This is a genomic window from Cupriavidus necator A5-1 (assembly GCF_000744095.1).
GTDB lineage: Bacteria > Pseudomonadota > Gammaproteobacteria > Burkholderiales > Burkholderiaceae > Cupriavidus > Cupriavidus necator_A.
This window is the reverse complement of record NZ_JQLI01000001.1, coordinates 3681829-3700762: the sequence shown is the minus strand read 5'-3', so window position 1 is coordinate 3700762 and position 18934 is coordinate 3681829. Positions and strand designations below refer to the sequence as shown.

Below are 18934 nucleotides of genomic sequence, written 5' to 3'. Positions count from 1 at the left end.
ACCGCGGCCAGCGAGCCCAGGACATTGGCCAGCCCGCCGCATTCAGCCACGCTTCGAGATGATCGCCGGTGCGCGCGTCCTGGCACAGCACCATCACATGGCCGCTCCGCGAATCGAGCGCCGGCGCCGGTTCCAGCGGCGCTGTCGGATCGACACCGTGAAGGCACTGCCCACGTCCTGCACGCTGTCCACCGCGATGTTGCCGCCCATCAGCTCGCACAGCCGCGCGCAGATCGACAGTCCCAGCCCGGTGCCGCCATAGCGGCTGGCGCTGACGGCATCGCCCTGCACGAACGGCTGGAACGCGCGTGCGAGCAGCGACGGCGGCGTGCCGATGCCGGAGTCGCTGACGCGGCAGACCAGCCGCTGGGTGCCAAGCTCGTCCTGGCGGATATCGCCGCTGACCGTGATGCGGCCGCTGGCGGTGAACTTGAAGGCGTTGTTGAGCAGGTTGTTGAACACCTGCACCAGTCGCGTGCGGTCGCCGATGACTTCCACGTCCAGCGACGGCGACAGGTACAGGTGGAAGCGGATGGCGCGGCCGGCCACCATCGGCGCGTAGGTCAGCGCCAGGCTTTCCACCGCATCGATGGGGCGGAAGGGTTCGTTGACCAGCCTGAGCTTGCCGGCATCGATCTTGGAGAAGTCCAGCACATCGTTGACGATGCGGCGCAATGACTCGGCGGCGGTGTCGAGCACCTTGAGCCGCGGCGCACAGGCTTCCATGCCGGCGCTGCGCGCCAGCAGTTCGAGGTTGCCCAGCAGCGCATTCAGCGGCGTGCGGATCTCGTGGCTCATCGCGGCAAAAAAGGCGGCGCGCACGCGCATCATGGCCTCGGTGGCCTGCTGCGCCGAGCGCAATTGCTCCTGCAGCGCCTGCTGCGCGTTGCAGTCCTGAACGGCGCAGAACAGCACCTCGTCGTCGCAATAGCGCGCTGGCGCGTACGTGACCTGCAGGAAGCGCTGCCCGGCCTCGCCACCTGGGGGCTGCGCGTCGGCGGCTTCCAGAGGCGCCGCGACGGTAAAGCTGGCGATGGCGGACTGGGCGGCCTGGGCGGCCTGGCCGCCCCCCGCGGCGCGGCGGAATGCCGAAGCCATCGGCCACGGCATCCGGCAGCAGGCGCTCGCGGCCGTGCAGTTGCAGCAGCGTATCGGCCAGCCGGTTGGACGTCAGCACGGCGTAGTCGCGCTGGCGCACGATGCACAGCCCGACCGGCGTGGCGCTGACCAGGATGTGGTTCATCAGTTCGCTTTCCAGCGCGCGCGAGGCTTCAGCGTGCGTGCGCCGCAGCAGGTGCCGGCTCCAGTAGCGCGCGCTCAGCACGATCGCACCCACCAGCAGCAGCATGGCGCCGAGGATGACGGCGAGTTCAGCCGCCAGCGCGGAAGCCAGCATCCGGTACGGCAGGTAGTAGGCCAGCAGCCCGAACTCCGCGCGCAACTCCTGCACCAGCAGCACGCCCGAGCGCGTGTAGTGCAGCGAGTCATGCGACATCTGGCGCGCCCGCGCGGTGACCGCCCGGACGGTGGCGTCCGCTGCCGGCCACTCGCGCGGCGAGACGTCGACCACCTCGTCGGCTTCGTTCAGCAGCGTCAGCAGGGCCGGCTCGCTGGGCCGCCGCAGTTTGGCGAGGAAGGCCTGCACCGGCACGCACGCGGCCACCAGCATGTCCGGGGTATCGCCGACATAGGCGGCGCCGGCCAGCACCATGATGGGGGAATCGTCTACCGGATGGCGCAGCGGGCCGACCCAGACCTGCTCGTCGCGCGCCGGCACGGCGTGGCCGGTGCGGTCCAGCAGCGCCTGCGTCAGCCGCGTGCGCAGCAGGGGGATCAGCGTCGGGTCGAGCGCCATTGGCGCGCGCGCGCCGGTATCTGGCTGGCTGATGACAATGGCGCTGTCTTCGTTGAGCGAGACCGCGTAGGCGCCGTGGTCGAGATCGAACGCCTGCTGCGTGGCCACGGTCGCCAGCGCGATCTGGCGCAGGCGCATGAACTGCGCCGGCAGCGTGGCACCCCAGGCGCGCCGCGTGGCGTCGGCGGCAAGCAGGTGGTAATCCTTGTGCACGGTCTCGACGTGGACGCTGGCCGCGCCGGTGCGCCGGAACGCCTCGTAGCCGGCTTCGCGCGAGGGGTCGGGAGCACGCGCGTCAGGGTAGTAGCGGATCGTCAGCACGGTGCGCCGCAGGAACGACAATTCGTTGTGCAGCAGCTGCGCGATCGAGGCCACGTACTGCGACACGTGGCTGCGGCGGTAGTCCAGGTGCTTGCACGCCACCAGGCCGGCGAGCAGGCGGGAGAACAGCACGATCGCGATCAGCACCGCGATCGTCGCTTGTCCAGTGCGCCCAGCAACTCGGTGCCGTTGCGGCATTCGCAGGTGATTTCGACGCCGGCGGTGCGCTGCAGGCAGTCGCGCAGGGCGGCCACGACCAGCGGGTGGTCGTCCGCCAGGGCGACACGTATGACTCGGTCGTGCATACCTTGGATCCTGTGTTCAAGAAGCTGACATTGGACGGCACTGGGCGCACAGTGGGGCGCGGCGTGCGCGATGCTGCCCGGCGCAGCGCACCGGTGGGATGGGGCGGCGGCCGTGTCCGGCACAGGCAGGGGAATGGCGCGGCCACGCGGGCACGACACCAGTCGGGGTGGGGGAATCATTGCAGAGCGTCTCCGGATCGGGATGGCAACCGGCCGGTTCCGGTTGCGCCAGGTCATTGCGTCATCACAAATTCCGCATTCTGGCTATGTTCCTCGCCCCGTTGAATCGTAATTCGGCTAGTTCCGGGGAGGAGGGCGGCTGGCACTGCAATGCGGGAATGGCAAGACCTGCCAGAGAGTACGGCGCCATGGCGGCGCGCCTGGCCCGGGTTTGCGCGCGATTGCATCGCCTGATCCGCGACACCGGTGCCAGGTCATTTGCCTGAAATCATTGCGGGGCGCAAAACCGCCGCGGCGGCAAGTGGATTCGGAATGACACCGGCACGCATGCCCACGCAGCCTGGCATGTCGCACAGCGGCATTTTCACGCTGCGCGTGGCAAATCGCTGTCCTAGAATGAACCTGACACGCGCCCGGCAAATGACGTGGCGCAGCATCCGGCTACGGCCAAGGTGGCGCTTGCGGCGCCCGTGGCGCGTGCACCGCTTGAGGGAATGCCATGCCCGTCTACCAATACCGCTGCGAGAAGTGCGGCCATATGTTCGAGAAAACCGAGCATCTCGCAGAACATGCCTCTTCCCATCCGAATTGCCCGAATTGCGGCAGCCAGTCCGTGCAGCACGCGCCGGCCCCGTTCGTGGCAGTGACCCAGCGCAAGAGCTGAGTCCGAACAACAATCCCTGGAGGGTCTGCGCGCCGCCGCCATGGTGCGGCGGCGCGCGACGTGCCGGAGTTGTATGACAACGGCACGCCTGTTTTCATGCGTGGCGCATGGTGTGCCACGCGCGTTCGCGCTGCGCGCAAGCGGCGATCTCAACCTTGACGGAGGATGCCATGGCTACGAGACCGTTCTCACAATTTCCCGCTGACGAGCAGCAACAGGTCACGCAGGTGTGCATGCAGGTCGGACTGGCGCCCGAGATGTTCGATATTTCCGATGAGAGCAACGGCGGCGGCGCGCGCCGTGTCAGCGTGCGCCGGGCGGGCACGGACAAGCAGAGTATCTACGAGGCCGGGCCTGGTTCGGTCTGGGTCGAGGAGTTCGAGAGCGACCTGGAATGCGGCCTGTTTGGCCAGGTGACTGCCTAGCGCGACGCCCGGGGAACCGGGCTAGTACTGCGGATGCGGGTGCCGGCGTGGCCGGCACCTTTTTTGTTGGCGCTCAGGACGCCGCGGCCTTGCACTCCAGCTGGGCGGTTCAGATGCGACTCGGTTGCGGCGCAGTGACCGCTCAGTGCCGGCCGCGTTCGCCGGTGCGCGAGACCACCGACGCGCCCGCGATCAGCTCCTTGAGCAGCGCCAGCGAGGCCGCGCCCGAGGTGCGGTACGGATCCAGTTCGGCGCGCGCCGAGAACTTCAGCAGCGTGGCGGTGTTGATGCGCGCGGCATTGACCTGGCCCATGGCCCAGCCGGCGAAGTCGCGCGTGCAGGTTTCCTCGAAATGCAGCAGCGTCACGTCGTGGTGGCGGGGATCGCGCGCGATCGCCTGGTACAACTGCGACAGGTCCTGCCGGTCGCCTTCCAGCGCCTGCAGGAACATGCCGTTGCCGTGGCACAGCACGCCGGTGATGCCGTGGCGCGGATTGCGTTCGAGGCTGGTGGCCAGGATCGCGTCGAGCAGGGCGGCGTCGATGGCCTGGCGGGCGCGGCTGGCATAGAGCAGGCGGACTAGCATGATCGTGGCGGCTCCGGTATCGGGCGTGGCTTAAGCGGCGTGAATTCTGGGCTTGATCCCGGGCGTGATCCCGGGGCGGGGCCTCTAGCCGCGGTTGTTGTTCAGCAGCGTGAGGAATTCGCGGCGCAGGCTGTCGTCCTTCAGGAACGAGCCACGCATCACGCTGTTGGTCATCTTGGCGTCGGTGTCGCGCACCCCGCGCCAGTGCATGCAGAAATGCTCGGCCTCCATCACGATGGCCAGGCCGTCGGGGTTCATCTTCTCCTGCAACAGGTCGGCCACCTGCGCCACCGCCTCTTCCTGGATCTGCGGCCGGCACATGATCCATTCGGCCAGCCGCGCATACTTGGACAGCCCGATCAGGTTGGAATGCTGGTTCGGCATCACGCCCACCCACAGCTTGCCGATGATCGGGCACAGGTGGTGCGAGCAGGCGCTGCGCACCCGCAGGGGGCCGACGATCATCAGCTCGTTGAGCTGGCCGACGTTGGGGAATTCGGTCACCGCCGGCGCCTTGGCATAGCGGCCGGCGAAGATCTCCTTCAGGTACATCTTGGCAACCCGGCGCGCGGTTTCCTGCGTGTTGTGGTCGTTGTCGACATCGATCACCAGCGCGCGCAGCACGTCTTCCAGGCGCGCCTGCACTTCGGCCTGCAACTGTTCCATCTCGCCCGGCTCGAGGTAGGGCGCGATATTGTCGTTGGCGTGGAAGCGCTCCTGCGCGGCCTGCAGCCGGGCGCGGATGCGGGACGAGACGCTGGGGGCCGCGCCATGCTCCTTGCCGTGGGCGTGGTCTTCGGCCGGGGTGAATTCCTTCGCGCGGCGCGCCGCGTCCTTGCTGGTCATGAGTCGGGGTGTCCGGATTGCATTGAGAGCTGCCAGAGGCTTGCACTGCGCGCGGCGGCGCCGCCGCACGGGTGTGCCGGGTCCACTATATGGCAGATGCAATGGCCGAACAACCCGCCACGGAAGCCGCCATGCGGGCGGCGGTGGGCCGGATGCGCCACAAGCGCACACCCTTCCGTGAATAGTTCATGACATCGCTCAAGCCCACGCCGCACGACGCCGACAAGCGCACATAATGTCTGCACACGTCAGGCGGCCCGTTGAAGGCCGCCGGCAACCGGCCGCTGCATCGGGCGGCCTTACTCTTGTCGGGACAAAGAGACCATGGCGATTGCCTTTCCATGCAGCAGCCTGATGCTGCTCCATGTCGTGACGGTGCCGCTGCCGGCGGCGCCGGTGGAAACGGGCGTGGCGGAACACCACGCCAGCGCGGCACGCCTGGCAGCGCCCGGCCTGCGCCGGCCGCTGCTGCCGGCAGCACGCACGCCGGCCGCCACCGGCACCCCTACCGCCTGAGACCGCCGCTTACCAGAGCAGCAACGCCAGCGCCGGCAGCATCGCTGCCGGCACGACCACGGCCCCCACGCGCAGGAACTGGCCGGCGCTGATCATATGTCCTTCGCGCCGCAGCGCGGTCAGCCACAGCAGCGTGGCCAGCGACCCCGTCACGGACAGGTTGGGGCCAAGGTCGATGCCGACCAGCACCGCGCCGGTGACGGCGTGCGACGCATGCCCGGCCGCCAGCGCCGACGCGGCGATCAGTCCGGCCGGCAGGTTGTTGGCGATATTGCTCGCCAGCGTCACCACCGCGCCCACCGCCAGCAGCGCGCCGGCGCCGCCATGGCGCGACGCGGCCTCGACCGCGTCAGCCAGGTGGCGGATCACCACGGTCTGCTCCAGCGCCGCGACCAGCACGAACAAGCCCGCCACCATCGGCAGCACGCCCCATGGCACCTCGCGCAGCGCCGGCGCCAGCAGCCCGCGCCGCGTGGCGCAGACCAGCAGCAGCGTCGCCACGCCCGCCGCGAAGGTGGGCCAGCCGAGGTCGCTGCCGCGCAGCGAGGCGACCAGCAGCGCGATGCCGGTCAGCACGATGCCCAGCGCCGTCAGCCAGGCCTGCAGCGACAGCGGCGGCACCGGCACATCGTGTTCGATCGGCTCGGACAGCGCCTCGCGCTGCGTCCACCACAGCGCGGCCAGCGTGGCCAGGATGGCGACCAGCGACGGCAGCGCGAAGCTCGCCAGCCAGCCCGCCAGCGGCGGCATGCGCTCGCCGAAGATCACCAGGTTGGCAGGGTTGGAGATCGGCAACACGAAGCTGGCCGCGTTGGCGATAAAGGCGCACGCATACAGGTAAGGCAGCGGATGCCGGACCCGCGCCGCGCGCGTGGCGGCGAGTACCGCGGGCGTGAGCACCACCGCGGTGGCATCGTTGGACATGAATGCCGTCACCAGCGTGCCGAAGCCGTACACCAGCAGGAACAGCCGCAGCGCCGAACCGCGCGCCTGGCGCACCGCCAGCGCAGCGACGTGGTCGAACAGCCCGGTCTTGCGGGCCAGTTCGGAGATTAGCATCATGCCGGCGAGAAACAGGTACACGTCATAGCCGCGCATCACCGCCGCCAGCGCGTCGGGCAGCGCCAGCAGGCCGGTTACGCACAGCAGCAGGGCGCCGGCGGCGGCCCAGAAGGCCTCGGGCAGGCGAAAGGGGCGGAACAGGACGCCGGCCGTGGTCAGCGCGGCGACCGACCAGATCAGCAACGGGCTGTGGCTGGGCATCGGTATTGTTATTCTGGTGGTGGATGGGACTACAGGCTGGGGTCGGCGGGCGCGCCGGGCGTCGCTTGCGGCGCGGCGCCAGGGGCGGCCAGGCCGATCGCCTCACTGGTCACCGGTGTCGGCGCGGGCTGGTTGCTGGCGACCGGATCCGCTGCCGGCGGCGGGAAGCCAAGCGAGGCGATGCCGCGGTTGCCGTTGGCATACTCCGCATACATCCAGTCATCGCCCACGCGCACCACGCCGGCCGGCGCCTGCGCCTCAGGCACTGGCACGCCGGCGAGGCGGCCTTCCATGTAGGCGCCCCAGACCGGCAGCGCGGTGGTGGCGCCGAACTCATGCTCGCCCAGACTGCGGTTGTCGTCATAGCCCATCCACGCCACCGTGACCACGCCGCCGGCATAGCCGGCGAACCAGCCGTCGACCGAGTCGTTGGTGGTGCCGGTCTTGCCGGCCACGTCGTCGCGGCGCAGGTAGCGGCGCACGTCCGTGCCGGTGCCGTCGTCGACCACGCTGCGCAGCAGGCTGTCCATCACGAAGGCATTGCGCTCGCTGATCACGCGCGGCGGCGCCGTGCCCTCGGCCCCCTGCCCGTTGCCGGCGGAGAACAGCACGTTGCCTTCGCTGTCCGTGATGCGCTCGATCAGGTAAGGCTCGACGCGGTGGCCGCCGTTGGCGAACACGCCGTAGGCCGCCGCGAGTCGCAGCGGCGAGGTGGTGCTGGTGCCCAGCGCCAGCGGCAGGTAGCGCGGCAGCCGCTTGGGCGAGAAGCCGAAGCGGCTGGCGAACTCCACCGCATACGGGATGCCGATGGCCTGCAGCGTGCGGATGGCAGGCAGGTTGCGCGATTCGGCCAGCGCCTGGCGCACGGTGATGGGCCCGACGAAGCGGCCATCGTCATTGGACGGCTGCCAGCGCGAGCTGTTGGCCAGCGGCGCATCGTTGATCACCGTGCCGGGCGATAGCCCGTGCTCAAGCGCCGCCGCATAGACGAAGGGCTTGAAGGTCGAGCCCGGCTGGCGCAGCGCCTGGGTGGCGTGGTTGAAGCGGCTGGCGGCAAAGTCGGTGCCGCCCACCATCGCCTCGATCGCGCCGGTGGCGCAGTCCAGCGACACCAGCGCTGCCTGCGGTCCCTGCGCCAGCGTCTTGATGGACTTGCGGTGGCGGCGCGCGTAGCCTTCGAGCCCGCCATGCACCGCGTCGTAGGCCAGCGTCTGGCGCACCGACGACACCGTGGTGTAGACGTTCAGGCCGCGCGTATATGCCTCGTCGCCAAAGCGGTCGCGCGCCAGCTGGCGCGCCAGTTCGGCCACGTACTCGGCATGGCCGGCGAAGCTGCCGGGGCTGTCATTGGAGATGGCGAGGCGCGCGGCGCGGGCCTCGCGGTATTCGTCTTGGCTGATCATGCCCAGCGCCAGCATGCGGCCCAGCACATATTCCTGGCGCCGCTTGGCGCGCGGGAAGTTGACCACCGGGTTCATGGTCGACGGTGCCTTGGGCAGCCCGGCCAGCATCGCTGTCTCGGCCAGCGACAACGCGGCCAGCGGCTTGCCGAAATACGCATGCGCGGCGCTGCCGAAGCCATAGGCATGCTCGCCCAGGTAGACCTGGTTCATGTACAGCTCGAGGATGCGGTCCTTGGACAGCGACTGGTCGATGCGCCAGGCCAGCAGCATTTCATACCACTTGCGTGCCAGCGTCTTTTCGCGCGACAGGTAGAAGTTGCGCGCCACCTGCATGGTGATGGTCGACGCACCCTGCGCGTAGCCCTGGCCCAGGTTGGCCAGCGCCGCGCGCAACACGCCGGGGATATCGACGCCCTCGTGCTGGTAGAACTGGTCGTCCTCGGCCGCCAGCAGTGCCTTGACCATGCGCGTGGGAATCTGCTCGAAGGGAATGAACTCGCGGTGCTCGCTGCCGAATTCGCCGATCTGCACGTTGTCGCTGGTGTAGATCCGCAGCGGCACGTCGGGCCGGTAGTCGCGCAGGGCGTCAACGGGAGGAAGCTGCCGCAGGCTCACCACCGCGGCAAAGCCGGCAAGCAGGAAGCCGGCCGCAGCCAGCGCCAGCGCGGCGCCGCCTGCCTTGACTGCGATTTTTTTCATGCGCGCATTCTACCCGCTGGCCGTGGCGTCGTAGCGGTTATCGGGCCGCGGCCAGCGGCAGCGGGCTGCCGTCCTCGTCGTGTTCGACCGGCGCTGCGGGAGCTGCGGATAATGGCGGTAATGCCGGCGCTCCCTCGGGCTGCGCCACCCGGACGGGCAACCGGGCCTCGCTGTTTTGCTGCGCGAATTCGCACAGCGCCAGCCAGGTTTCCTCGCACTCGACGATAGTGAAGTGATCCGTGCCTGGCATGGTCTGCAGCGCCACTGGCCCGGGCCAAGCCGCCATCAGCCGTTCGGAGCACACGTGCGGCACCACCTCGTCGGTTTCCGCCAGCAGCACCTTGGTGCTCTGCACGACCTTCTTGCAGTGCGAGATCGAATCGAAATGGTGGCGCATCAGCTGGCGCAGCGGCACCAGCGGGAAACGCTTGCCCACCAGTTCCAGCAGCGAGTCGTAGGGCGTGATCAGCTGCAGGCTCTCGAATTCCTGCAGGTCCGCCAGCTGGATCGCGACGCCGGTGCCCAGGCTGCGGCCCACCACATGCACGCGGGTGTCGGAAAAGACACGCCGCACATGCAGCAGGAATTGGCTCGCATCGGCCACCGCGGCGGCCTCGGATGGACGGCCGTCGGAATGGCCCAGCCCGCGGTAGTCGTAGGTGGCGAAGCCCATGCCGGCCGGCAGCCAGCGCGCGTATTGCAGCGTTTCAAGCACGTCCTCGCCGCGCCCGGGCAGGTAGAACAAGAGGTCGCGCACGCTGTCGCCGGGCGCCTGGTAGATGTAGCCGCGCACGACGCCGCCGGGGATCCGGTGCGAATAGCCGATGATGCCGTCGGGCAGGTCGCGCGGCGGGCGCCGGCGCGCGTCGAACAGCAGCCGTTCCTGGTTGAGCGTCAGGTAGGTCCAGTAGCTGGCGAAGCCGCCGGCGGTGATCAGCGCGGCCGCCAGCGCGCGGCGGGTGGGGAATTTCATGGCTCGTCCACGGTGTCGCGGCCTGGCGTGGCGCCCCCGGGCGCCGGCCTTGCCGCCTAGCCGCGCAGCCTACCTCATTTTTGTCAGGCGCGAGGCCGCAGCGCAAGCCAGCCGGCGCAGTTCTTGTACGATATGCCTCATTCAGGCGCGCGCACCCCCACACCGGCGACGCGCATACGGAGCTGACAGGCATGAGCGAGCAGAAGCACGAGCAGTACCGCGCCGAAGAGGCGCAGGCAATGGAACGCGTAGTCGCGGCGACGCGGCAGGTCCAGGTGGCATTCACCGCGCTGCAGGCGCACTATCCGCCGCAGGGCAGCGGCAAGCCGTCCAAGCTCGCACTGCAGACCTTCGATGCGGCGCTGCAGGCGCTGGAGGACGCGCAGGCCGCGTTCGACGAGATCCTGAACGACCTGCTCGACGAAAAACGCTGACGGCGCGGGCCCGGGCGGCCAGGGCTGATACAGGGGCCCCGCCCTGTGCTATGGTTGCCGGATAACAGCCGCCCAGCCTGCCGCAGCACACGCCTGCGCGTACACGACACGGGACGGCAGGGCAGCGGCCGCCTAGCCTTTTGCGATGCGCGCCGCCTGCCAGCACAGGAGACCCGCCGTCATGCATCGTGCCGCCCGTTCTGCTGACCATCCTGCCGCCGACGCTGCGCTCCAGGCCGTCGACCCGGCCGACGCCGACCGCGCCGGCCTGATCGCCCGCTCCCATGCGCGCTCGGCCGGCTTCGGACTCGACGCGCGCCATGCGCCCGACTTCGACATCGTCGGCACGCGCGCATTGGGCGAACTGGTCGATGCCAGCCGCGACCTGTACCGCCATGCGCTGCCGGTGATGGAGACCCTGCACGCGCAGATCGCCAATACCGATAGCATGGTGCTGCTGACCGACAGCAGCGGCGTGATCCTGCACAGCCTGGGCGACGGCGATTTCGTCGCGCGTGCCCGGCGCGTGGCACTGGCGCCGGGCGTGTCGTGGGCCGAGCCCAGCAAGGGCACCAACGCCATTGGCACCGCGCTGGCCGAGGCCCGTCCCACCATCATCCACGCCAGCGAGCACTTCCTGCAGGCCAACCACCAGCTCACCTGCTCGTGCGCGCCGATCGCCGGCCCGACCGGCGCGATCCTGGGCGCGCTCGACGTCAGCGGCGACCAACGCGGCTTCCATCGCCACACCATGGCGCTGGTGCGCATGTCGGCGCAGATGATCGAGAACCACCTGTTCGCCAACCATTTTCCGGAGGCGGTGCTGGTGCGCTTCCATACGCGCCCGGAGTTCGTCGGCACGCTGTTCGAGGGCATGGCGGCGTTCACGCCCGACGGGGCCTTCCTCGCCGCCAACCGCAGCGGGCTGTTCCAGCTCGGGCTGGCGCCGCAGGCGCTGGCGCTGTCTGGATTCGCCGAGCTGTTCGGCCTGCCGGTGCGCATCGCGATGCAGGCGCGCGCCACTTCGGCCGGATCGCTGCAGGTGCTGACGCTGCCGAGCCGGGTACAGGTGTTCGCGCGCGTCGAATACCTGGCCGCCCCGGTGACGGTGCGGCAGCCGGTCGCCGACGACCCGTTGCCGCCGGCGCTGGCCGCGCTCGATACCGGCGATGCCGCCGTGGCCGCGGTGCTGCGCCGGGTGCGCAAGGTCTGCGGGCGCGATATCCCCATCCTGGTCCAGGGCCGCACCGGCACCGGCAAGGAATGGCTGGCGCGCGCCATCCACGCCGCCTCGCCGCGCGGCAACGGGCCTTTTGTCGCCGTCAACTGCGCGGCCATCCCCGAGTCGCTGATCGAGGCCGAGCTGTTCGGCTACGAAGAGGGCGCCTTTACCGGCGCGCGTCGCCGCGGCTGCGTCGGCAAGCTGGCGCAGGCGCATGGCGGCACGCTGTTCCTCGACGAGATCGGCGACATGCCGCTGGCGCAACAGGTGCGGCTGATGCGGGTGCTGCAGGAGCGCGCGGTCACGCCGCTGGGCGGTGCGCGTGCGGTGCCGGTTGATGTGCGGGTGGTCTGTGCCACCCACCGGGACCTGCGGGCGATGATTGCCGAAGGTTCCTTCCGCGAGGATCTCTACTACCGCATCAATGCGCTGGCCGTGACGCTGCCGTCGCTGTGCGAACGCAGCGACCTGCCGCTGCTGGTGGAGCGCATCTTGCAGCGGCAGCGGGAAGAGGGTGGCACGGAGATTCCGTTGCAGGTTGGCGCTGAAGTGCTGGCGATGCTGCGGCGGCATCCGTGGCCGGGCAATATCCGGCAGCTTGCCAATGTGTTGCGGACGGCGGCGATCCTGGCGGAAGGGGAGGCGGAGATCGGCTGCGAGCACCTGCCGGAAGGGTTTGACCAGGAGTGTGACGACGACGCGGAACGCTGTGCGGAAACGCCGGCTGCGCAGTCAGCGCCAGCGACCGGAACAGCGGCAGCTGCCGGGCGCATGCGCGACTGGGAAGCGGGCGTCATCCGCCAGGCGCTGGCGCGGCATGGTGGCAATGTCAGTCATGCCGCGCGCGAGCTGGGGGTGTCGCGCAATACGATCTATCGGAGGTTGAAGGAAGGGCTGGATGACGAGCCGGGGTTGGAGGGCTGAGGCTTCGCGCAAGCGCTGATGCGGTTCATCTCCCGCCGGTTTGCTCCCTCTCCCGCTTGCGGGAGAGGGAGCACCCAGTTGGCTAGCGCGAAGCATGAGGCAGGTCACAACTCCGGCTGCGCCGCCAGCCACGTCGCTTCCTCCTCACTGAACAACTCCGACCGCGTCAGAAAGCGCTTGCCCGTCGGCCCCTCCAGCGAAAACATCCCGCCCGCCCCCGGCACCACGTCGATCACCAGCCGCGTGTGCTGCCAGTACTCGAACTGCGCGCGCGTCATGTAGAAGGGCGCGCCGCCGATCTCGCCGAGGCACACATCGGCCTGCCCCACCAGCAGTTCGCCGGCCGGGTAGCACATCGGCGCGCTGCCGTCGCAGCAGCCGCCGGACTGGTGGAACATCAGCGGGCCATGCCGCGCGCGCAGTTGCGCGATCAGCGCGAGCGCGGCCGGCGTCGCAACCACTCGCGCAACGGGCACATCGGCCGAAACAGGAACAGGTGATGGCATGGCCGCGCTCCCGTCAGGCCGCCAGGTCCAGCACCACGCGCCCTTCGATCTTGCCCGCGCGCAGTCGCCCGAACACATCGTTGATATCGTCGAGCTTCGCGGTCGACACCGTGGCCTTGACGTCGCCATGCGCGGCGAAGTCCAGCGACTCCTGCAGATCGCTGCGCGTGCCGACGATCGAGCCGCGGATGGTGATGCCCTTGAGCACCACGTCGAAGATCGGCGTGGCGAACTCGCCCGGCGGCAGGCCGTTGAGCGCGATCGTGCCGCCGCGGCGCACCATTCCGATGGCCTGCGAGAACGCGATCGGCGACACCGCGGTCACGAGCACGCCATGCGCTCCGCCGATCTCTTTCTGCAGCCACGCGGCAGGATCGGTAGTGCGCGCGTTGACGGTCGCCTCCGCGCCGAGCCGGCTTGCGAGTGCGAGCTTCTCGTCATCGATGTCCACCGCGGCCACGCGCAGCCCCATCGCCCGCGCATACTGCACGGCCACGTGGCCCAGGCCGCCGATGCCGGAGATCACCACCCACTGGCCCGGCCGCGTATCGGTGACTTTCAGGCCCTTGTAGACCGTGACGCCCGCGCATAGGATCGGCGCGATTTCGACAAAGCCGATCTTGTCGGGCAACAGGCCCACGTAGTTGGGATCGGCAACGACATATTCACCGTAGCCGCCGTTGACGGAATAACCGGTATTCTGCTGCTTCTCGCACAACGTCTCCCAGCCCTGCAGGCAGTGCTCGCAATAGCCGCAGGCACTGTACAGCCAGGGCACGCCGACGCGGTCGCCTTCCTTCACGCGGGCGACGCCGCTGCCGACGGCAGAGACAAAGCCCACGCCTTCATGGCCGGGGATAAAGGGCAGCGTGGGTTTGACCGGCCAGTCGCCGTCGGCGGCGTGCAGGTCGGTGTGGCAGACACCGGAGGCCTCGATCTTCACCTGGATCTGGCCGGGGCCGGGTTGCGGAACAGGAACTTCATCGATCGTCAGCGGCGCGCCGAACTCTCGCACCACCGCAGCTTTCATCATGGCAGGCATCTCGACTCCTTGAATGACTCCCTGATCGGGTTGGCCCCGCGCCCGCGGGGCTCAATCCAATCATGGCACGCACACGGCAGCGTGCCTTGCGCATCGTCAGAAAAATCCGAGCGCGTTGGGGCTGTAGCTCACCAGCAGGTTCTTGGTCTGCTGGTAGTGGTCGAGCATCATGCGATGGTTTTCACGGCCGATGCCGGACTGCTTGTATCCCCCGAATGCGGCATGCGCCGGGTAGGCGTGGTAGCAGTTGGTCCACACGCGGCCAGCCTGGATGCCGCGCCCCATGCGGAATGCGCGCGCGCCGTCACGCGTCCACACGCCTGCGCCCAGGCCGTAGAGCGTGTCGTTGGCGATCGCCAGGGCTTCTTCCTCGTCCTTGAAGGTCGTCACCGACACCACCGGCCCGAAGATCTCTTCCTGGAAGATGCGCATCTTGTTGTGGCCGGCAAATACCGTCGGCTTCACGTAGTATCCGCCGGCGAGGTCGCCGTCCAGCGCATTGCGCTCGCCGCCTGTCAGGCACTGCGCGCCTTCCTTGCGGCCCAGGTCGATGTACGACAGGATCTTCTCGAGTTGTTCGGCCGATGCCTGCGCGCCGATCATGGTGCCCTTGTCGAGCGGATGCCCCTGGCGGATCGCCGCCACGCGCTTGAGCGCACGCTCCATGAAGCGGTCGTAGATCGATTCCTGGATCAGCGCGCGCGACGGGCAGGTGCAGACCTCGCCCTGGTTCAGCGCGAACATGGCGAAGCCTTCCAGCGCCTTGTCAAAGAAGGCGTCGTCGGCGGCCAGCACGTCCTCGAAGAAGATATTGGGCGACTTGCCGCCCAGTTCCAGCGTCACCGGGATCAGGTTCTGCGAGGCGTATTGCATGATCAGCCGCCCGGTGGTGGTTTCGCCGGTAAAGGCCACCTTGCTGATGCGCGGGCTCGATGCCAGCGGCTTGCCGGCCTCCAGGCCAAAGCCGTTGATCACGTTGACCACGCCCGGCGGCAGCAGGTCGCCGATCAGCTCCATCAGCACCAGGATCGAAGCGGGCGTTTGCTCGGCGGGCTTGAGCACCACGCAGTTGCCGGCCGCCAGTGCCGGCGCCAACTTCCACGTGGCCATCAGCAGCGGGAAGTTCCACGGGATGATCTGGCCGACCACGCCCAGCGGCTCGTGGAAGTGGTAGGCCACGGTGTCGCCGTCGATTTCGGAGATGCCGCCTTCCTGCGAGCGGATGCAGCCGGCGAAGTAGCGGAAGTGGTCGACCGCCAGCGGCAGGTCGGCGGCGCAGGTCTCGCGCACCGGCTTGCCGTTGTCGATGGTCTCGGCCACGGCCAGCAGCACCAGGTTGGCTTCGATGCGGTCGGCGATGCGGTTCAGGATATTGGCGCGCTCGGTGGTGGAGGTGCGCGCCCAGGCGGCCTTGGCGGCGTGCGCGGCGTCCAGCGCGGCATCGACATCCTGCTGGTTGGAGCGCGGCACGCGCGTGAACGGCTTGCCGGTGATCGGCGTGATCGACTCAAAGTACTCGCCGCCGGCGGGCGGCACCCAGGCGCCGCCGATGTAGTTCTCGTACTGCTGCTTGTAGGGGTTGCTGACGCCCAGCTGGGCGATTTCCGCCATGTTCATGTCTCGCTCCGTTCGTTGATCTGTGTGGTGTCGTCACGGCCTCGCGCCGTGCGCACGGCAGACAGATCGCAAGAGGTGTGCCGGAGCGAGAACCGGCGTAAAACTGGCGGAAGAACGGGGAAAACGCGGTGGCGGGCGCTTGTGCCCGCGCCGGATGTGTCACGCAGTAGCAGCGCTGTGCCAGCGCGTGACACCGGGGTGTTCCAGAATGGAACACCCGCTCGTCAGGCCTTGGGCCGGGCCGATGCCGGGTCGTACGGCGCGCGCAGGTGCACGCGCGCGGGCAGCAGCTCGCCCGCCAGGTCGACGTGGTAGCGGCCGCCCTCGATCCACGCGGCGTCGGCGGGCCCGTGCGTGCGTGCCAGCAGCACCATGCCGACCGGGCAGCCCAGCGTATGGCCGAAGGCGGCGGAGCTGAGCGCGCCCACCGCGCGTACGCTGCCGTCGGGCGCGGTGCGCAGTACCGCCTCGCCGCCCCACAGCATCGCGTCGCGCGCGCCATCCACCGTGATCACCACCATGCGGCGCGTCGGCACTGCCCCGCGCAGCTTCAGCAGCGCCTCGCGCCCGCGGAAGGGGATGCCGCTGGCCAGTTTGCAGGCAAACGACAGCCCGGCTTCGAACGGGTTGACCGACGGCGACAGCTCGCGTCCCCACGCACGGTAGCCTTTCTCCAGCCGCAGCGATTCGATCGCGTAGTAGCCGGCATTGACCAGGCCCAGGCCGCGGCCGGCATCAAGGAGGGTCTCATAGACGCCGACGGCGAACTCCACCGGCACGTACAATTCCCAGCCGAGTTCGCCCACATAGGTCAGCCGCGTGGCGCGCACCGTGGCGTAGCCCAGGTCGATCTCGCGCGAGGTGCCGAACGGAAAGCCCTCGTTGGAGAAGTCCGCGCGCGATACCTTTTGCAGCAACGCGCGCGAACGCGGCCCCATCACCGCCAGCACCGCGTACTGGCCGGTGACGTCGACGATCACGCAGCGCTGGTGCGCCGGGATCAGCCGCTCGATATAGCTGAAGTCGCGCGTGGTCTGCGCCGAGCCGGTAACGACGAGGTACTGGTCGTGCGCCAGCCGCGTCACGGTCAGGTCCGATTCATAGGTGCCGCGCTCGTTGAGCATTGCAGTGTAGACGGTCTGGCCCGGCGGCACCGCCATGTCGTTGCTCATCACCGTCTGCAGCACGGCCTCCGCGTCGGCGCCCTTGACGATGTACTTGGAGAACGAGCTCATGTCGAACAGCGCCACGCCTTCGCGGCAGGCGCGGTGCTCGGCGCCGCTCCACGGCAGCCAGTTCTGCTGGCCGAAGGAATAGCGGATCTCCGGCGACTCCCCGGGCGGGGCAAAGAAGTTGGGCCGCTCCCAACCCATCTTGCTGCCGAAGCTGGCGCCGGCCTCGCGCAGCTGGGCATACAAGGGGGAACGGCGGAAGGGCCGCGCGGTTTCCAGCTCGCGGTTGGGCCACGGCATCGCATAGTGCAACCCCAGCGTTTCCTTGACATGGTCGTGCAACCAGTTCTGGTTGCCGTTGAAGCCGGCAAAGCGGCGGCGCCTGGTCAAGGAACTGACGCTGTTCCGCCGCGAAGCACTGTCCGGCAGCAATGCCGCCATGCCCGACTCCACCCGCGAGCACCGCGCCATCGTCTCGGCCATCGCGGCGCGCGACGGCGAACTGGCGGCGCGCCTGATGCGCGAGCACGTCGAGCGCGGCCGCGCGCGCATGCATGCAGCCGTGGACCCCGGCAGCGCGGACAAAGGGGCCGCCGCCTGAATCTCAACGGCCGGCGGCAACCGCGCCGCCCGGCCCAACCCGAGCCACCTGATCTCCCGGACAACGCCCTCGCACAGGACCGCCACCATGCCCGATACCAATGCCCGCACCATCACCGTCAACCAGCGCACCTACCGCTGGATGCAGCAGCCCGTCGTGGTGGTCTGTGTCGACGGCTGCGAGTTTGACTACCTGGGGGCCGCCGCCGCCAGCGGCCGCGCGCCCTACCTCAAGCGGCTGCTGGCAGCCGGCTCCGCCTTCCGCGGCGCCTGCGTAGTGCCCACTTTCACCAATCCCAACAACCTGTCGATCGTCTGCGGCGCGCCGCCTGCGGTGCACGGCATCTGCGGCAACTACTTCTTCGACCGCAGCGCCAACGGCGGGCGCGGCGAGGAAGTGATGATGAATGACCCCAAATACCTGCGCGCCGGCACCATCCTGGCCGCCTTTGCCGAGGCCGGCGCTAGCGTCGCGGTGGTGACCGCCAAGGACAAGCTGCGCCGCCTGCTCGGCCATGGCATGCAGGGCATCTGCTTCTCATCGGAGAAGGCTGACCAGGCGACCGTTGAGGAGAATGGCATCGACGGCGTGCTCGAGCTGGTCGGCATGCCGGTGCCGGATGTGTACAGCGCGGAGCTGTCGGAATTCGTCTTCGCCGCCGGTGTGCGGCTGATGGAAACGCGCCGCCCCGACCTGATGTACCTGTCCACCACCGATTACATCCAGCACAAGTTCGCCCCCGGCTCGGACGGCGCCAACGCCTTCTACGCGATGATGGACAAGTACCTGGCGCGGCTCGACGAACTGGGCTGCGTGGTCGCGCTGACTGCCGACCACGGCATGAACGCCAAGCACGACGACGCCACCAAGGCACGCAACGTGATCTACCTGCAGGACCACCTCGACGCCTGGCTCGGCCGCGGCCTGGAGGAGGGCGGTGCGCGCGTGATCCTGCCGATCACCGATCCCTACGTGGTCCACCACGGCGCACTCGGCTCCTACGCCACGGTCTACCTGCCCGAGGATGTCGATCGTGACGCGATCAAGGCAAAGCTGTCCGACCTGCAAGGCGTGGAAAGCGTGCTCGATAACGCCGAGGCCTGCGCGCGCTTTGAACTGCCGCCCGACCGCGTCGGCGACCTCGTGGTGACCAGCGACAAGCACGTGGTGCTCGGCACCAGCCGCAGCCGCCACGACCTGTCCGGGCTGGATGCGCCGCTGCGCTCGCACGGCGGCGTGTCGGAGCAGACCGTGCCGCTGGTGTTCAACCGCGCCACGGCCGGCATCGCGGGCAAGCCGGTGCTGCGCAACTTCGACATCTTCGACGTGGCGCTCAATCATCTGCACTGAGCCGCATTGACACGTACTGACCGGAGCAGA

General features: G+C 68.9%; 16 protein-coding genes and 2 pseudogenes. 8 read left to right on the top strand and 10 right to left on the bottom strand.

What is annotated here, in order from left to right; all coding sequences use genetic code 11:
* Positions 1 to 93 precede the first annotated feature (93 nt).
* Positions 94 to 1098: a sensor histidine kinase gene (locus K307_RS49500; RefSeq protein ID WP_230625719.1), complete on the bottom strand. Its 1005-nt coding sequence runs from the start codon at positions 1096 to 1098 to the stop codon at positions 94 to 96.
* Between the two features lie 34 nt (positions 1099 to 1132).
* Between K307_RS49500 and K307_RS49495 the strand changes: the two genes are divergently transcribed.
* The 3 genes from K307_RS49495 (at position 1133) to K307_RS16455 (ending at position 3750) form a co-directional block, all read left to right on the top strand.
* On the top strand, positions 1133 to 2509 hold the full coding sequence (locus tag K307_RS49495; RefSeq protein WP_051974930.1) for a hypothetical protein: 1377 nt from the start codon (positions 1133 to 1135) through the stop codon (positions 2507 to 2509).
* A 651-nt stretch (positions 2510 to 3160) separates the two neighbouring features.
* Positions 3161 to 3325: an FmdB family zinc ribbon protein gene (locus tag K307_RS16460; protein WP_042879673.1), complete on the top strand. Its 165-nt coding sequence runs from the start codon at positions 3161 to 3163 to the stop codon at positions 3323 to 3325.
* Positions 3326 to 3495: 170 nt separating this feature from the next.
* Positions 3496 to 3750: a hypothetical protein gene (locus tag K307_RS16455; protein ID WP_041682184.1), complete on the top strand. Its 255-nt coding sequence runs from the start codon at positions 3496 to 3498 to the stop codon at positions 3748 to 3750.
* A 142-nt stretch (positions 3751 to 3892) separates the two neighbouring features.
* Here the strand turns inward: K307_RS16455 and K307_RS16450 are convergent, their stop codons facing one another.
* Positions 3893 to 4336, bottom strand: coding sequence for a BLUF domain-containing protein (locus tag K307_RS16450; protein ID WP_042879672.1), 444 nt, complete (start codon positions 4334 to 4336; stop codon positions 3893 to 3895).
* Between the two features lie 84 nt (positions 4337 to 4420).
* On the bottom strand, positions 4421 to 5182 hold the full coding sequence (gene folE / locus K307_RS16445) for a GTP cyclohydrolase I (RefSeq protein ID WP_042879668.1): 762 nt from the start codon (positions 5180 to 5182) through the stop codon (positions 4421 to 4423).
* Positions 5183 to 5506: 324 nt separating this feature from the next.
* On the opposite strand from folE, the gene K307_RS16440 reads away from it, so the two are divergent.
* A complete protein-coding gene (locus K307_RS16440) occupies positions 5507 to 5698 on the top strand; it encodes a hypothetical protein (protein ID WP_042879666.1) in 192 nt (63 codons plus the stop codon).
* A 9-nt stretch (positions 5699 to 5707) separates the two neighbouring features.
* Here K307_RS16440 and K307_RS16435 read toward each other — a convergent pair whose 3' ends face one another.
* From K307_RS16435 to K307_RS16425, 3 genes are read right to left on the bottom strand one after another with little or no spacing between them, the layout of a single operon-like run.
* Positions 5708 to 6961 (bottom strand): arsenic transporter, encoded by a 1254-nt coding sequence (locus tag K307_RS16435; protein ID WP_042879664.1) that lies wholly within the window; start codon positions 6959 to 6961, stop codon positions 5708 to 5710.
* Positions 6962 to 6990: 29 nt separating this feature from the next.
* Positions 6991 to 9063, bottom strand: a complete 2073-nt coding sequence (locus tag K307_RS16430) for a penicillin-binding protein 1A (protein ID WP_042879662.1) — start codon at positions 9061 to 9063, stop codon at positions 6991 to 6993.
* 37 nt (positions 9064 to 9100) lie between these two features.
* Positions 9101 to 10036: an alpha/beta hydrolase gene (locus K307_RS16425; protein WP_042879661.1), complete on the bottom strand. Its 936-nt coding sequence runs from the start codon at positions 10034 to 10036 to the stop codon at positions 9101 to 9103.
* Between the two features lie 191 nt (positions 10037 to 10227).
* Here K307_RS16425 and K307_RS16420 point away from each other — a divergent pair, with 191 nt between their 5' ends.
* The gene (locus K307_RS16420) at positions 10228 to 10470 is read left to right on the top strand and encodes a hypothetical protein (protein WP_042879660.1); all 243 of its coding nucleotides are present in this window, start codon (positions 10228 to 10230) and stop codon (positions 10468 to 10470) included.
* 181 nt (positions 10471 to 10651) lie between these two features.
* On the top strand, positions 10652 to 12616 hold the full coding sequence (locus K307_RS16415; protein WP_042879659.1) for a sigma-54-dependent Fis family transcriptional regulator: 1965 nt from the start codon (positions 10652 to 10654) through the stop codon (positions 12614 to 12616).
* A 104-nt stretch (positions 12617 to 12720) separates the two neighbouring features.
* Here the strand turns inward: K307_RS16415 and K307_RS16410 are convergent, their stop codons facing one another.
* The 4 genes and pseudogenes from K307_RS16410 to K307_RS16395 all read right to left on the bottom strand — a co-directional run.
* Positions 12721 to 13122, bottom strand: a complete 402-nt coding sequence (locus K307_RS16410) for a DUF779 domain-containing protein (protein WP_042879657.1) — start codon at positions 13120 to 13122, stop codon at positions 12721 to 12723.
* Between the two features lie 13 nt (positions 13123 to 13135).
* Entirely contained in the window at positions 13136 to 14164 is a 1029-nt protein-coding gene (adhP, locus tag K307_RS16405) for an alcohol dehydrogenase AdhP (RefSeq protein ID WP_042879656.1), read from the bottom strand.
* A gap of 96 nt (positions 14165 to 14260) precedes the next feature.
* On the bottom strand, positions 14261 to 15781 hold the full coding sequence (gene adh, locus K307_RS16400; RefSeq protein ID WP_042879654.1) for an aldehyde dehydrogenase: 1521 nt from the start codon (positions 15779 to 15781) through the stop codon (positions 14261 to 14263).
* Between the two features lie 224 nt (positions 15782 to 16005).
* Positions 16006 to 17331 (bottom strand): annotated as a pseudogene (locus K307_RS16395) (glycine cleavage T C-terminal barrel domain-containing protein); the annotation flags it as partial.
* Here K307_RS16395 and K307_RS16390 point away from each other — a divergent pair.
* Positions 17330 to 17554: pseudogene (locus K307_RS16390) on the top strand (FCD domain-containing protein); the annotation flags it as partial. The pseudogenes K307_RS16395 and K307_RS16390 overlap by 2 nt on opposite strands.
* Positions 17555 to 17641: 87 nt before the next feature.
* The gene (gene phnA / locus K307_RS16385) at positions 17642 to 18904 is read left to right on the top strand and encodes a phosphonoacetate hydrolase (protein ID WP_042879650.1); all 1263 of its coding nucleotides are present in this window, start codon (positions 17642 to 17644) and stop codon (positions 18902 to 18904) included.
* Positions 18905 to 18934: the final 30 nt, after the last annotated feature.

Bases quoted from the DNA above. Each gene is read 5' to 3' on its own strand.
- adh (WP_042879654.1), bottom strand. From the start codon at position 15,781: ATGAACATGGCGGAAATCGCCCAGCTGGGCGTCAGCAACCCCTACAAG.
- K307_RS16455 (WP_041682184.1), top strand. From the start codon at position 3,496: ATGGCTACGAGACCGTTCTCACAATTTCCCGCTGACGAGCAGCAACAG.
- K307_RS16420 (WP_042879660.1), top strand. From the start codon at position 10,228: ATGAGCGAGCAGAAGCACGAGCAGTACCGCGCCGAAGAGGCGCAGGCA.
- K307_RS16425 (WP_042879661.1), bottom strand. From the start codon at position 10,036: ATGAAATTCCCCACCCGCCGCGCGCTGGCGGCCGCGCTGATCACCGCC.
- adhP (WP_042879656.1), bottom strand. From the start codon at position 14,164: ATGCCTGCCATGATGAAAGCTGCGGTGGTGCGAGAGTTCGGCGCGCCG.
- phnA (WP_042879650.1), top strand. From the start codon at position 17,642: ATGCCCGATACCAATGCCCGCACCATCACCGTCAACCAGCGCACCTAC.
- K307_RS49500 (WP_230625719.1), bottom strand. From the start codon at position 1,098: ATGGCTTCGGCATTCCGCCGCGCCGCGGGGGGCGGCCAGGCCGCCCAG.
- K307_RS16435 (WP_042879664.1), bottom strand. From the start codon at position 6,961: ATGCCCAGCCACAGCCCGTTGCTGATCTGGTCGGTCGCCGCGCTGACC.
- K307_RS16410 (WP_042879657.1), bottom strand. From the start codon at position 13,122: ATGCCATCACCTGTTCCTGTTTCGGCCGATGTGCCCGTTGCGCGAGTG.
- folE (WP_042879668.1), bottom strand. From the start codon at position 5,182: ATGACCAGCAAGGACGCGGCGCGCCGCGCGAAGGAATTCACCCCGGCC.
- K307_RS16415 (WP_042879659.1), top strand. From the start codon at position 10,652: ATGCATCGTGCCGCCCGTTCTGCTGACCATCCTGCCGCCGACGCTGCG.
- K307_RS16430 (WP_042879662.1), bottom strand. From the start codon at position 9,063: ATGAAAAAAATCGCAGTCAAGGCAGGCGGCGCCGCGCTGGCGCTGGCT.
- K307_RS16450 (WP_042879672.1), bottom strand. From the start codon at position 4,336: ATGCTAGTCCGCCTGCTCTATGCCAGCCGCGCCCGCCAGGCCATCGAC.
- K307_RS16440 (WP_042879666.1), top strand. From the start codon at position 5,507: ATGGCGATTGCCTTTCCATGCAGCAGCCTGATGCTGCTCCATGTCGTG.
- K307_RS16460 (WP_042879673.1), top strand. From the start codon at position 3,161: ATGCCCGTCTACCAATACCGCTGCGAGAAGTGCGGCCATATGTTCGAG.